Annotated in this window: 11 protein-coding genes and 1 pseudogene; 6 read left to right on the top strand and 6 right to left on the bottom strand. The window is 69.6% G+C overall.

Annotation, left to right across the window (positions count from 1 at the left end):
* From J5F18_RS16880 to J5F18_RS16870, 3 genes are all read left to right on the top strand, one after another.
* The coding region (locus J5F18_RS16880; protein WP_346299700.1) for an aldehyde dehydrogenase family protein at positions 1 to 839 on the top strand (839 nt) is incomplete at its 5' end.
* A 288-nt stretch (positions 840 to 1,127) separates the two neighbouring features.
* A complete protein-coding gene (locus J5F18_RS16875; protein ID WP_346299699.1) occupies positions 1,128 to 2,546 on the top strand; it encodes an aminotransferase in 1,419 nt (472 codons plus the stop codon).
* Between the two features lie 145 nt (positions 2,547 to 2,691).
* Positions 2,692 to 3,375, top strand: coding sequence for a haloacid dehalogenase type II (locus J5F18_RS16870; RefSeq protein WP_346299698.1), 684 nt, complete (start codon positions 2,692 to 2,694; stop codon positions 3,373 to 3,375).
* Between the two features lie 122 nt (positions 3,376 to 3,497).
* On the opposite strand, the gene J5F18_RS16865 is transcribed toward J5F18_RS16870, so the two are convergent.
* The 6 genes from J5F18_RS16865 to J5F18_RS16840 all read right to left on the bottom strand — a co-directional run bounded on the left by J5F18_RS16865 (position 3,498) and on the right by J5F18_RS16840 (position 9,872).
* Positions 3,498 to 4,454: a sulfurtransferase gene (locus J5F18_RS16865; RefSeq protein WP_346299697.1), complete on the bottom strand. Its 957-nt coding sequence runs from the start codon at positions 4,452 to 4,454 to the stop codon at positions 3,498 to 3,500.
* Positions 4,455 to 4,765: 311 nt separating this feature from the next.
* Positions 4,766 to 5,389, bottom strand: coding sequence for a TIGR04282 family arsenosugar biosynthesis glycosyltransferase (locus tag J5F18_RS16860; protein ID WP_346299696.1), 624 nt, complete (start codon positions 5,387 to 5,389; stop codon positions 4,766 to 4,768).
* Positions 5,379 to 6,068 carry a TIGR04283 family arsenosugar biosynthesis glycosyltransferase gene (locus J5F18_RS16855; RefSeq protein ID WP_346299695.1) on the bottom strand — a complete coding sequence of 230 codons (690 nt, stop codon included), beginning with the start codon at positions 6,066 to 6,068 and terminating at the stop codon, positions 5,379 to 5,381. Before J5F18_RS16855 ends, J5F18_RS16860 begins: the two co-directional genes overlap by 11 nt.
* Before the next feature lie 85 nt (positions 6,069 to 6,153).
* The gene (locus tag J5F18_RS16850) at positions 6,154 to 6,783 is read right to left on the bottom strand and encodes an ATP-binding cassette domain-containing protein (protein WP_346299694.1); all 630 of its coding nucleotides are present in this window, start codon (positions 6,781 to 6,783) and stop codon (positions 6,154 to 6,156) included.
* Positions 6,780 to 8,474 carry an ABC transporter permease subunit gene (locus J5F18_RS16845; protein ID WP_346299693.1) on the bottom strand — a complete coding sequence of 565 codons (1,695 nt, stop codon included), beginning with the start codon at positions 8,472 to 8,474 and terminating at the stop codon, positions 6,780 to 6,782. The genes J5F18_RS16850 and J5F18_RS16845 overlap by 4 nt, the downstream gene beginning before the upstream one ends.
* A 12-nt stretch (positions 8,475 to 8,486) precedes the next feature.
* The gene (locus J5F18_RS16840) at positions 8,487 to 9,872 is read right to left on the bottom strand and encodes an ABC transporter substrate-binding protein (RefSeq protein WP_346299692.1); all 1,386 of its coding nucleotides are present in this window, start codon (positions 9,870 to 9,872) and stop codon (positions 8,487 to 8,489) included.
* A gap of 257 nt (positions 9,873 to 10,129) precedes the next feature.
* On the opposite strand from J5F18_RS16840, the gene J5F18_RS16835 reads away from it, so the two are divergent.
* From J5F18_RS16835 to J5F18_RS16825, 3 genes and pseudogenes are all read left to right on the top strand, one after another.
* The gene (locus J5F18_RS16835) at positions 10,130 to 10,813 is read left to right on the top strand and encodes a hypothetical protein (protein WP_346299691.1); all 684 of its coding nucleotides are present in this window, start codon (positions 10,130 to 10,132) and stop codon (positions 10,811 to 10,813) included.
* Between the two features lie 252 nt (positions 10,814 to 11,065).
* A complete protein-coding gene (locus tag J5F18_RS16830; protein ID WP_346299690.1) occupies positions 11,066 to 12,529 on the top strand; it encodes a nodulation protein NfeD in 1,464 nt (487 codons plus the stop codon).
* 60 nt (positions 12,530 to 12,589) lie between these two features.
* A pseudogene (locus tag J5F18_RS16825) lies at positions 12,590 to 12,837 on the top strand (SPFH domain-containing protein); the annotation flags it as partial.

Genomic DNA, 12,837 nt, shown 5'->3' with positions numbered 1-12,837 from the left:
GTGAGCCCGCCGAGGTGTCGAAGCTCCTCTGCGCGGAGGAGCGCGTCAAGGCGCTGTCGTTCACCGGCTCCACCCGGGTGGGCCGCCTGCTGCTGGAACAGTGCGCGGCCACCGTCAAGCGGGTGTCGCTGGAGCTGGGCGGCAATGCGCCCTTTATCGTCGGGCCCGACATGGATCCCAAGGAAGCCGCCCAGGCGGCGGTGGCGGCCAAGTTCCAGACCGCCGGCCAGGACTGCCTGGCGGCCAACCGCATCCTGGTGCACGAGTCGATCCACGACGACTTCGTCGCCCACTTCGCCGAGCGCATGGCGGCGCTCAGCGTGGGCAACGGCCTGGAGGGCGAGGTCGACCTGGGGCCGCTGATCCACCGTCAGGCGGTGGACAAGGCCGCGGCCATCGTCGATGACGCCATCTCCCGGGGGGCCACCCTGGTGGCCGGCGACCAGAGTGCGGCACCCGGCGAGAACTTCTTCATGCCGGTGCTGCTCACCGGGGTGACGCCGCAGATGCAGGTGTGGCGGGAGGAGAACTTCGCGCCGGTGGCCGGGGTGACCGCCTATGCGGACGACGATGAGGTGATCGCCATGGCGAACGATACCGAGTACGGTCTCGCCGCCTACGTCTACACCCACGATATCCGCCGCATCTGGAAACTGCTGCGGGCCCTGGAGTTCGGCATGGTGTCGGTGAACTCGGTGAAGATGACCGGTCCGCCCGTGCCCTTCGGCGGCGTCAAGCAGTCGGGCCTGGGCCGCGAGGGCGGGATCACCGGCATCGACGAGTATCTGGCGACCAAGTACTACTGCCTCGGCGGCCTGGGCTCCGTGTCCGGGAGCTGATCCCTGCCCCAGTGGGAGGCCGGCTCTGCCGGGCGATTGGCGCCGCAGGCGCCCGGGTTCCTTCCGGCAGTGCTGCGCACTGCTTCGCGCGCTGAAGCGCCCTCCCACCGGATGGGCCACCGCAGGTAGGGAAACCAAATGTGGGAGGCCGGCTCTGCCGAGCTATTGGCGCCGCAGGCCCCCCGCTTCGCGCGATAAATCGCGCTCCTACGGTGCCACGACATCGCAAAACCGCATAACACTCTCCCCGGCGGGATGCCGGGGAGCTTCTTGAGAAGAGAGAACGAAATGAGCCAGCAGCACAAGGAATTGATCGACCGCGACCGCAAGGTGACCTTTCACGCCTCCACCCACCTGCGCGACTTCGCCCACGGCGACGCCCCGGGCCGGGTGATCACCGGCGGCAAGGGGATCCATATCCGCGACAAGGACGGCCGCGAGTTCATCGATGGCTTCGCCGGGCTCTACTGCGTCAATATCGGCTATGGCCGCACCGAGGTGGCCGAGGCGATCTACCAGCAGGCCCTGGAGCTCTCCTACTACCACACCTACGTGGGCCACTCCAACGAGCCCCAGATCGCCCTGTCCGAGAAGATCATCGCGCTGGCCGGTCCCGGCATGTCCAAGGTCTACTACGGCCTCGGTGGCAGTGACGCCAACGAGACCCAGCTCAAGATCGTGCGCTACTACAACAACGTGCTGGGCCGCCCGCAGAAGAAGAAGGTGATCTCGCGCATGCGCGGCTACCACGGCTCGGGCCTGGCCACCGGCTCGCTGACCGGCCTCAAGGCGTTCCACGAGCAGTTCGACCTGCCCTTCGAGGGCATCCTGCACACCGAGGCGCCCTACTACTACCACCGCGCCGCCGAGCAGCAGGGCATGACCGAGCGCGAGTTCTCCCGCTATTGCGCCGAGCGGCTCGAGGCGATGATCCTCGCCGAGGGCCCGGAGACCGTGGCCGCCTTCATCGGCGAGCCGGTGCTCGGCACCGGCGGCATCGTGCCGCCGCCGGAGGGCTACTGGGAGGCGATCCAGGCGGTGCTGGCCAAGTACGACGTGCTGCTGATCGCCGACGAGGTAGTGTGCGGCTTCGGGCGCATCGGCGCCGACTTCGGCAGCCACCTCTACGGCATCAGGCCCGACCTGATCACCGTCGCCAAAGGGCTGACCAGCGCCTACCAGCCGCTCTCCGGGGTGATCGTCGGCGACCGCGTCTGGGCGGTGCTCGAGCAGGGTACCGGCCAGTACGGCCCCATCGGCCACGGTTGGACCTACTCCGGTCACGCCCTGGGCTGTGCGGCGGCGCTGGCCAACCTGGCGATCATCGAGGGCGAGGGGCTGACCGAGAACGCACGCGATACCGGCGCCTACCTGCAGCAGGCCATGGCCAAGGCCTTCGGCGAGCATCCGATCGTCGGCAACGTGCGCGGCGTGGGCATGCTGGCCGCCCTGGAGTTCTCTGCCAACCCCGAGCGCCGCGAGCACTTCGACCCGGCCCTCAAGGTGGGGTCGCGCATCGCCGCGGCGGCGCTGGACGAGAACCTGATCGTTCGCGCCATGCCCCAGGGCGATATCCTGGGCTTCGCGCCACCGCTGATCACCACCCGTGACGAAGTGGACGAGATCGTCGGTCGGACTCGCCGGGGGGTGGACCGGGTCACCGACGAGCTGGTCCGCGAGGGAGCCGTCCAGGCCCTGCGCGCCTGATTCCTGGCCGGCCGCTGACCGACGCCGCGGGGGGAGACTCCCGCGGCGTCTTGCCGTGCGGGCCTTGAGCCGGGACCGCGCTGCCCGCATGCATGAGACATGACAGCTCACCACTCACCACTCACCAACCCGAGGAGCATGGCAGATGGCACCGGTACTGGCCTTCGATGTCTACGGCACCCTGATCGATACCCATGGCGTGGTGGCGGAGCTGGAAACCCGGCTTGGCGCCGCCGGGAAGGCGGACCTGGCCGTGGAGTTCTCGCGGCGCTGGCGGGACAAGCAGCTGGAATACAGCTTTCGGCGGGGGTTGATGGGAGCCTATGTGCCGTTCTCCCAGTGCACCGAGGAGGCCCTGGCCTTCACCGACCGAGCCCTGCAGACGGGGCTGTCGGAGAGCGACAGGGCCCACCTGATGGGCGTCTACGGCGAGCTGCCGGCCTTTCCCGAGGCGGCCGAGTCGCTGGCGCGGCTGGCCCGGGCGGGGGTGCGCTGCACGGCCTTCTCCAACGGCACCCGGGAGGCGGTGGCGGCGCTGCTCGATCGGGCGGGCCTCGGCGAGCACCTCGAGGCGGTGGTCAGCGTCGACGAGGTCAAGCGCTTCAAGCCCGACCCGGCGGTCTACGCCCACCTGCGCCATCGACTCGACGTCGCCCCCGGGGATACCTGGCTGATCTCCAGCAACCCCTTCGACGTGATCGGCGCCCGTCACGCCGGCCTGCATGCCGTCTGGGTGCGTCGCAGCCCGGAGGCGCCCTTCGACCCCTGGGGCATCGAACCGGACATGACCGTCCCCGACCTCGACGCCCTGGCCGAACGGCTCTCCTGATAGCGGCCGGGCGGCGCGTCCGGGGCCGGATACGACGGCGCCCCGCGGCACCTGGGCCGTGGGGCGTCGCTGTCAGGGTGGGCGAGCAGGCTGAGCCGCCGGGGCGTGCGCGGAATCGGCGCTCAGTCGAGCAGCTCGCCCACGGTGGTCGTGCCGCGACCGGCCAGCTGGATCGGGCGCGAGTCGTCACGGGTCCAGGCGGCCATGGAACCGTCGTACATGGTGGTGTTCTCGAGGCCGCCGATCTCGCTGAGCTGGAACCAGCCGCTGGCGGCCCAGTGGCCGGTGTTGCAGAAGGCCACCGTGGGGGCCTCCCGGTCGAGCCCCAGGGCGTCGATATTGGCGTTCAACCGCTCGGGTTCCAGGTAGTGGGCGCCGTTGCGCGCCACCAGGGCGCCGTCGTGGGGCAGGTTGACCGCTGCCGGAATGGTGCCGGGCACCCGGGTGGCCGGTGACTGGGTCTCCCCGGTGTAGAACCCTTCGGGACGGGCATCCACCAGCGGTTCACCGGCCGCGCGGGCCGCTTCCACTTCGTCGGTGCGGGCCAGCAGATGCGCCTGCAGCCTGCCCGAGAAGTCGGTCGCCTCGGGGGCCTCGGGCGCGCCGCTGGCCACCTCGAAGCCCTGCTGTTGCCAGCCGGCGAAGCCGCCGTTGAGGATCGCCACCTCGTCATGGCCCAGCGCCTTGAAGGTCCAGTAGACCCGGGTCGCGCTGCCGAAGTCGGTGGGGCCGGTGCCGCCGGCCACCACCACCACGGTGTCCTCGTTGTCGATGCCCAGGCCGCCGATCAGCGCCTCGAGGTCGTCGACGTCCGGCATCAGGCCGGGCACGTCGTCGCGGGTTTCGCGCCAGCCGGCATCGGTATAGCTGCTGTAGCGGCTGCCCGGGATGCGGGCGGCCTCGAAGGCGTCACGGTCGCCGCCGTCATCGATACTGGAGCTCACGTCCAGCACCACGAGGTTGTCGCTGCCCAGCTGCTCATTCAGCCACTCGGCCTCGACCAGGGGAGAGGGGTGCAGGGCGTGGACCGGGCCGGCAATAGCCAGTGCGCCGGCCGCCAGGATCAGTCGGGATCGCATGAAGGAGCCTCCTCGTCAGGATGGGCCTGATGTTCATGCTGCAATTAGGGGCTTCCTGGTTCGACACGGCCTGTCTCGACACGGCAGGCGTTACCACAGCATGGTCCAGGGTCTCAGGCATCGGCAATGGCCCGGCGGATGATCGACCTCGAGGAGATGACGACATGAACACAGCCAGAGCCACCGGCCTGCGAGACTCTCCGCGCTGGGATAAACCGGTCCCACGGAGGCGCCGTGCGTCAGGTGAAGCCTGGCCCACGGAGCGCTGCGCCACCGGACGACCCAGTGGGTGGGGAGCGCTCAGGGAGAGTTCAGTCGCCGGGGGGCGGCTCGGCGCCGAGCCAGCGTGCCACGTCTTCCGGGCGGTCCACGTCCCACACCGTGGCGGGGCAGGCGAGCCGCCAGCCCAGCGCGTCGACCCGGCGCCGCGTCTGGGCCATGACCCGCTCGCTGCCCCAGTCGATACCGTCGAACAGCCGTGGGTCGCTGCGGCGCAGGCCGAGCAGCGCATAGCCGCCATCCTCGGCGGGCAGGCAGACAGCCTCGGCCTCTGTCAGTGCCGCCTGACAGCGACGCAGCAGGGTGGCGGTGAGTACCGGGCAGTCGCTGCCGATCAGCAGTCCAGGGCCCGGCATGGCGGCCAGGGCGTGGTGCATGCGCCGGCCAAGATTACCTTCCGGCTGCGCACGCAGCTCGACTCCGTAACGCTCGGCCAGCTCGAGGAACAGCGGGTGGGTGTGGTCCAGCGCCGTCCAAAGCGTGATGCGGGGTCCCGGTGCGGCCTCGGCGGCCACGGTCAGGGTGAGGCGCAGCAACCGCTCATGAAGCCGGGCGGCCTGCTCGGCGCCCAGCACCGGGATCAGTCGGGTCTTGACCCGCCCCGGCAGCGGCGCCTTGGCGAGTATCGCCAGCGAGACGTCGAAATCAGCGGACATGGCGATACTCCCTGGCCAGCGTCTCCGCGGACTCGCCCCGCCAGTAGCGAAAGCGCAGCCGCCACATCAGCCAGATCGTCGCCCAGGCGCCGCCGCGGTCCCAGCGGCGCCCGCTGGCGGTGACCCTGGCGCCCAGGCAGGCCGGCGGCGAGAGGCGCTTGAGCCGTCGTGACATCTCGATATCTTCCATCAGCGGCTGGTCGGGAAAGCCGCCTACCGCCTCGAAGGCCCGGCGGGTCATGAACATGGCCTGATCCCCGGTGGCGATACCGGTCAGCCGCGAGCGACGGTTCATGGCGAAGGCGATCAGCGGCAGCAGCGGGTGGCGGCCCTCCAGGCGTACGTCGAAGCGTCCCCAGCAGCGCGCGCCGGCCAGCGCCTTGGCCACCAGTCGGTCGGCGCGTGTCGGCAGCCGGGCATCGGCATGCAGGAACAGCAGCTGCTTCCCATGGCTGGCTCGGGCGCCGGCGTTCATCTGGCGGGCCCGCCCCCGGGGGGCGTCGATCACCCGGCTGCACCGAGGGGCGGCCAGTGCGGCGGTGTCGTCGTCGCTGCCGCCGTCGACCACGATCACCTCGCAACCGCGCCGGACCAGCGGCTGCAGCGCATCGAGGGTGGCCTCGATGGTCGCGGCCTCGTCCAGCACGGGCATGACGAGGCTGAGGGTGGGGGGTGGCATGCAGGGCTCCCGGGTTGGAGGTTGTCTGGGGGCGTCTCGGCGCTGACGGTGGCGCCGCTCGGATGGGGCAAGACACCGGTTCGGCTCAGCCGAGCGAGATGATGTGCCCGCCCGCGGCCTCGGCGTCTTCCCGGTCGTGGGTGACCAGCAGGCTGGGCAGGCCGGCCTCGCGGAGCCTGTCGAACACCAGCCGGCGCATCTCCTGGCGCAGGTGGGTGTCGAGCTTGGAGAAGGGCTCGTCGAGCAGCACCGCCCGGGGCTGGGAGAGCAGCAGGCGCATCAGGGCCACCCGCGACTGCTGGCCGCCGGAGAGGGTGGCCGGGTCGCGATCGCCGTAACCGGCCAGCCCCATCTCGCTGAGCGCCTCGGCGATCCGCTGGGCCTTGCAGGGCACGCGGCGCGGCATGCCGAAGCGCAGGTTGCCGGCCACCGAGAGGTGGGGAAACAGCAGCGGGTCCTGGAAGAGCAGCCCGATACCGCGCCGCTCCGCCGGCACTCGGGTGATGTCGTGGCCGTTCAGCCGCAGGCGGCCCGAGGCCTGGAAGGCCGGCGCCAGGAAGCCGGCGGCGTAGGCCAGCAGGGTCGACTTTCCCGAGCCCGAGGGGCCCATCACGCTGAACACCTCGCCGGGTGCGATGCGGGTATCCAGCGCCAGCAGCGGTCTGCCGTGCAGGGCGAGGCGAACCTTTTCGAAGTCTAGGCCGTGCTCGGTCATGGCGCTCCTCGCATTGCGCGGCGGTTGGACCAGATCAGCCGGGGCAGGCCCACGGCGATGACAAAGCCGATCAGCGGCAGGCTGGCCTGCACCAGCGCCCAGACGCCGATCAGACGCCGATTGCCGCCGGCGGCCAGGGCCACCGCCTCGGTGGTGACGGTGGGCACGCGTCCGGCGCCCAGCAGCAGGGTGGGCAGATACTGGCCGATGCTCACCGCCAGGCCCACCGCCATGGCGGTGAGCAGCGGCGCCAGCAGCAGCGGCAGGCGCAGGCGCCAGAAGACCCGGTTCGGTGACGCCCCCAGGGTGAGCGCGACCCGCGACCAGCGCGGGTCCAGGCGCCGGTAGGCCTCCGCGAGCGACAGGAAGACATAGGGCAGCACGAACAGCAGGTGACCGAAGATCACCAGGGCATGGGTTGGCCCCGTGCCCAGGGATTCCATCACCACCACCAGGCCGAACAGGAAGGCGATCTGCGGCACGATCAGCGGCAGATAGAGCAGGGTGAGGGCCGAGGCCAGCCGACCCTGGGCCGGATGACGACCGCTGCGCTGCTCGTTTTCCAGGGCGGCCAGCGTCAGCGCCAAGGCCAGCAACGTGGACGCCATGGCGATCAGCAGCGTCGAGGTCACCGGGCCAGCGAGGCTGGGCAGGGCGCGCTGCCAGTGCTGGAGGGTAAAGGCCTGGGGCAGGGCGTCGGGAAAACGCCAGAAACCGGACAGGGAGTTGAGCGCCAGGCCGGCGATGCCGACCAGGGCGGTGACGCCGGCGAGCAGGATCAGTGCCTTGCCGGCGGCGCGCAGCAGGCTATCGCCGCCGCGCCGCTGGCCGCCCTCCACCCAGCGCCCCCCCAGGTGGCGCACCAGGCACTCCAGCCCCCACCACAGGGCCAGTGCCGTCAGGGTCACGCCCAGCTGCAGCAGGGCGCCGGCGGATGCCATGAAGCGCCGCGACAGGTCCGGGTCGTTGAACCAGGTAAGGATCGATACGGCCAGCGTCGGCGGCAGGGTAGGCCCGAGGATCATCGCCACGTCCACCACCGATGAGGCGTAGGCGATGACCGCGAAGACCGGCAGGCGAATCAGCGGATACAGCGCCGGCGCAACCACCTTGAGCCAAGCGATGGTTGGGCGGTAGCCCAGCGAGCGGGCCATGGAGACGCGTCGCTGTGGGTCGAGCTGGGGCAGGGCGGCCAGGCTCATCAGCATCAGGAAGGGAATCTCCTTGATGATCAGGCCGGCCATCAGCGAGAGCCCCCAGGGGTCGTTGACGATCAGCGCATCCGGCGGCCGCTCCCAGCCGGTCAGCCCGGGTGAGGCGAGCCGAGCGACCAGCCCCGAGGGCGCGATCAGGAAGGCCAGCCCGAAGGCCGCCGCCGCATGGGGGATCGCCAGCAGCGGCGAGATCAGCCGACGGATCCAGTAATCCAGTCGGCTTCCGGAGGCCGCGGCCAGAAACAGCAGCACCACGGCCAGCGACACCGCGGTAGTGAGCAGGCCGCTGGCCAGGCTGACTGCCACCGAGCGCGCCAGCCCCGGCTGGGCAAACAGTGCCCGCCAGGGTTCCAGGCTGAGGGTATCACCGCCCAGTGCCGGCAGGTAGCCGAAGGCCGGCAGCACCGCCATCGCCAGGCCGGCGAGGATGGGGCCGACCAGCAGGCCGACGATCAGCCAGGGGGCCAGTTTCAGCATCGTGACGAAGTCTTACCGACCGACGTAGCGGTCCTGCCAGGCCTCTGCCAGGGCATCCACCCAGCTCGGGTGTGGCTGACCGAGCACCTCCCCGAGCTGGTCCGGCGCCAGGGTGGCGATGCCCAGGTCGATTTCGTCGAATCGTGCGCGATCGGCCTCGTCGAGCGCATCCAGCGAGAGCACCGTGTTGCTGCCCCAGACCACCGGGTCCTGCTTGTGGGCCTGGGCCTCGGGTCCCAGCAGGAAATCGGCGACCACCATCGCCCCGGCCTTGTGCAGGGCGTTGTAGGGAATGGCCAGGAAGCCCATGTTGCCGATCATGCCGTGGTCGTGCACATAGCTGCGCACCGTGTCGGGCAGCTCGAAGTTGGCGATGGCCCCGGAGGCCTCGGTGGTGCTGAAGGAGAGGCCGATGCTGATCTCGCTATCGCCCATCAGGCGGCGCAGCTCCGAGCTGTTGGCGGGAAAGGCCCGTCCGCTTCGCCACAGCAGGGGGTGCAGCTCGTCGAGGAAGTCCCACAGCGGGGCGGTGACCTCGGCAAATTCCGTTTCCACCAGGGGCGTGTAGAGGCGCTCCGTGTCCTCGGCCAGCTCCAATAGCGCCTGGGTGATGAAGGCGTTGCCCAGGAAGTTGGGCACTCGGGCGTAGGTGAACTCGCCGGGGTTGTCCCTCGCCCAGTCGAGCAGCTCAGGCATCGAGCGCGGGTGGTCGTCGACCAGCGCCGTATCGTAGTAGAACACCACCTGCGAGCTGCTCCAGGGTGACTCGAGACCCTCCACCGGAATGGTCCAGTCGTAGCGCACCGCGGGTGTGTTCACCGGATCGGTCAGCGGATAGTGCGGCAGCTCCTCCGACCAGGGGCCGAAGAGCAGGTCATTGGCCTTCATGGTGGCGAAGTTCTCGCCATTGATCCAGATGAGATCGACGTTGCCCCGCTCGTGGTTGCCGGCCTGTTTCTCGGCCAGCACCCGCGACACCGCCTCGGCGGTATCGCTGAGCTTGACATGCACCAGGTCGATGGCGAACCGTTCGGCGACCTGGCGCCCTGTCCACTGGATGTAGTCGTTGATGCGTTCCTCTCCGGCCCAGGCATACCAATAGACGGTCTGGCCGCGAGCCTCCTCGAGTACGGCCTCCCAGTCGGCGGGGTCAGGGTCGGCCTGGAGCGGCGCGGCGGCCAGCAGGGCCAGGGCGGGAAGGAGGGCGAGGCGGGGAATCGGCATTCGGGCAGTCCTTGTCAGGGAGGTCGAGGGGGCATCACGCGGCGAGGGCGGCAGGACGCCGTGCAGCCCGCGGATCCCGGTCTCCAGGCCGGCATCCGACAGGGCCCTGGCCAGGGCCGGATAAGCGTCGCGTGGGGTCTCTGCGGGCCCGGCGGGGGAGGGGGTGTCCGGCATGAGGTTCCTCGGTGGCTGGTGATCGGCGTCCCTTGATGGTCGAGCGAGGTCGCCCCTCCTTACAGACACCTTACTTTGCAAGCGGGAGCTCGGAAGGGGAGTCCGGCATGCCAAGGCCGGATGCGCTGTAAGTCATCTGCCGTTGCCCCGACAGAACCCGACCGCCGCGAGGTGCGGTGGGCGGGGGCGAGGCCGCCGATCCCCGGCCGATCGACGCTTGAGCGTCGTCACGACTTGCCATCACGGAGGTAGATATCATGTCACAGCATGACGATAAACGCCGCAGGCTCCTGGGGCGCCTGGGCCGACAGCTGGCCTACACGGCCCCGGTACTCGCCCTGGTGGCGGGCGGTGTGGCCCTTCATGACACGTTCGGGGAAGAGGAAACCTCGCCGGGCGGAGTCGCCGCCACATCGCTGCTCGTGGCCAGCGCCCATGCCGAGGGAGCTGCCGAGGCCGAAGGCGAGATGGAGGGTGAGGCCGAGGGCGAGGCGGAGGGTGAGGCCGAAGGCGAGGCGGAGGGTGAGGCCGAAGGCGAGGCGGAGGCCGGAGCGAGCGATGCGGTGCAGCGCCCCGCGGGCTATACCCCGGCCTACAGCGAGACCGGCGAGAACCCCGCCGAGATGCTGGCGCGCGGCGTGGAGCTCTATTACGACACCTCGCTGAGTACCACCGGTCTCTCCTGCGCCAGCTGTCACGGCAGCGATGGCCAGGACATGGGGTATCTGTCGACCTTCGAGCAGCCCTACCCCCATCGGGTGGCCATGGCGGAGGCCCAGTTCGGCATGGCCGAGGTCCACGCCGACGAGATGGTACAGATCTGCATGGTGGCCCCGATGGAAGCGGATCCTCTCGCCTGGGGCGGCGAGGCGCTGACGTCGCTTGCGGCCTACATGGTCGAGGTTCAGCGGCGCTACTCGGGCCAGCCTCACGATCTGTGACCCCGGGCCAGCAACTGGCTTTGCGTGCTGCCGGCAGCCCGGGCTGGATGGGCTGCCGGCCCCCTGCCTGCGTGATCCGGTCACGCCCATCACTCGTTCACCAGCTGGCTGTTGCCATGCCGGCTCGCCACCACCTACGCTGAGATCGGTAACGGCTGAATCAGTTTCCTGAGTCCGTTTAATCCGACGTCTTGAACCAAGGGACGTGTCGACACTCACACTCACTGAACGGGTCGCGCTGGGATGACCATCATGAGTCGAGTTCATGCCGCCCTGATCGGGCGACGCTTCCTCCTTTTCAGCCTCCTCTGTCTGGCGCTGGGTCTCCTGTTGGCCGTCTTCCAGTCGGTGGTCCAGGCGCAGCAGAACGAGCGCACGGCGCTGGTCCTGACCGTCGAGGGCGCCATCGGGCCCGCCACCAACGATTACTTCCAGCGTGGCCTGCGCCGCGCCGCCGAGGGCAATGCCGAGATCGTGGTGGTGCAGATGGATACACCCGGCGGCCTCGATGCCTCCATGCGCGACATGATTCGCGCCATGCTCACCTCGCCGGTGCCGGTGGCCATCTATGTGTCGCCGAGCGGCGCCCGGGCGGCCAGCGCCGGCACCTACCTGCTCTATGGCAGCCATGTGGCGGCCATGGCGCCCTCCACCCATCTGGGCTCGGCCACGCCGGTGCAGATGGGGGGGGGATTTCCGGGGATCGGCGGCGACGACGATGATAACGGCAACGACGACAACGACAGCAACGGCAACGGCGACGAGACCGTGCCCGACGCCGAGGCCACCGGCGAGGAGGCCGAGGAGCGCAGCCGGGCCGCCGACAGCCCGCGCCGCGGCGAGACCGCCATGGAGCGCAAGGTGCTGGAGGACGCCGTCTACTACATCCGTGGCCTGGCCGAACGCCACGGCCGCAACGCCGACTGGGCCGAGGAGGCGGTGCGCGAGGCGGTCAACCTCACCTCCCGGGAGGCGCTGGAGAAGAACGTCATCGACGTGGTGGCCAGCGATATCGAGGACCTGCTCGAGCAGATCGACGGGCGCAGCGTGGTGATGGAGCGGGGCGAGCTGACCCTCGAGACCGCCGACCTGGTCATCGAGCGCTTCGATCCCGACTGGCGCACCCAGCTGCTGTCGGTGATCACCAACCCCAACGTCGCCTACTTCCTGATGATCATCGGCTTCTATGGGCTGATCTTCGAGCTCTCCAACCCGGGCAGCCTGGTGCCGGGCACCATCGGCATCATCTGCCTGCTGCTGGCCCTGTTCGCCTTCCAGGTGCTGCCGGTCAACTTCGCCGGTCTGGCACTGATCCTGGTGGGCATGGCGCTGATCGTGGGCGAGGCCCTGATGCCCAGTTTCGGCATATTGGGAATGGGCGGCATCGTCGCCTTCGTGATCGGATCGGTGATTCTGATGGATGCAGACAACCTCAATATCTCGCTGCCGATGATCGGCGGCATCGCCCTGCTGGCCGCGGGCCTGATGCTGTGGGTGATGACCCGCTTCATCGGCCTGCGCCGCCGCCCGGCCAAGGCGGGGCAGGAGGAGCTGGTCGGCAGCGAGGCCCGGGCCCTCGAGGACTTCGACGGCCAGGGCCACGTTCACCTGATGGGCGTGCGCTGGAAGGCGCGCTGTGCTCGGCCGGTGGCCAAGGGACAGACCGTCCGCGTGGTCGGCGTCGACGGCCTGACCCTCGAGATCGAACCGCTGTAGCTCACCCCCGGGGCGGCCGACGCCATTCGGGGGATATCCCGCTAGCCAAGGAGAGTGACCATGCTGATTACCTATCTCGTACCGGTCGTGCTGCTGTTCATGCTGATCGCGGCCTCGATCCGCATCCTGCCGGAGTACAAGCGCGGCGTGGTGTTCTTCCTGGGGCGCTTCCAGGGGGTCAAGGGGCCGGGCCTGGTCATCATCATCCCCGGCATCCAGAAGATGGAGGTGGTCGACCTGCGGGTGGTCACCATGGACGTGCCGGAGCAGGACGTGATCTCCCAGGACAACGTCACGGTGAAGGTCAA

It is taken from the genome of Halomonas sp. BM-2019 (genome assembly GCF_017584085.1).
The sequence above is the reverse complement of the archived record's forward strand: the minus strand, read 5'-3'. Positions and strand labels throughout refer to the sequence as shown.

Excerpts from the sequence above, each read along its gene's own strand:
- J5F18_RS16875 (WP_346299699.1), top strand. The coding sequence starts at position 1,128 with ATGAGCCAGCAGCACAAGGAATTGATCGACCGCGACCGCAAGGTGACC.
- J5F18_RS16870 (WP_346299698.1), top strand. The coding sequence starts at position 2,692 with ATGGCACCGGTACTGGCCTTCGATGTCTACGGCACCCTGATCGATACC.
- J5F18_RS16865 (WP_346299697.1), bottom strand. The coding sequence starts at position 4,454 with ATGCGATCCCGACTGATCCTGGCGGCCGGCGCACTGGCTATTGCCGGC.
- J5F18_RS16860 (WP_346299696.1), bottom strand. The coding sequence starts at position 5,389 with ATGTCCGCTGATTTCGACGTCTCGCTGGCGATACTCGCCAAGGCGCCG.
- J5F18_RS16855 (WP_346299695.1), bottom strand. The coding sequence starts at position 6,068 with ATGCCACCCCCCACCCTCAGCCTCGTCATGCCCGTGCTGGACGAGGCC.
- J5F18_RS16850 (WP_346299694.1), bottom strand. The coding sequence starts at position 6,783 with ATGACCGAGCACGGCCTAGACTTCGAAAAGGTTCGCCTCGCCCTGCAC.
- J5F18_RS16845 (WP_346299693.1), bottom strand. The coding sequence starts at position 8,474 with ATGCTGAAACTGGCCCCCTGGCTGATCGTCGGCCTGCTGGTCGGCCCC.
- J5F18_RS16840 (WP_346299692.1), bottom strand. The coding sequence starts at position 9,872 with ATGCCGGACACCCCCTCCCCCGCCGGGCCCGCAGAGACCCCACGCGAC.
- J5F18_RS16835 (WP_346299691.1), top strand. The coding sequence starts at position 10,130 with ATGTCACAGCATGACGATAAACGCCGCAGGCTCCTGGGGCGCCTGGGC.
- J5F18_RS16830 (WP_346299690.1), top strand. The coding sequence starts at position 11,066 with ATGAGTCGAGTTCATGCCGCCCTGATCGGGCGACGCTTCCTCCTTTTC.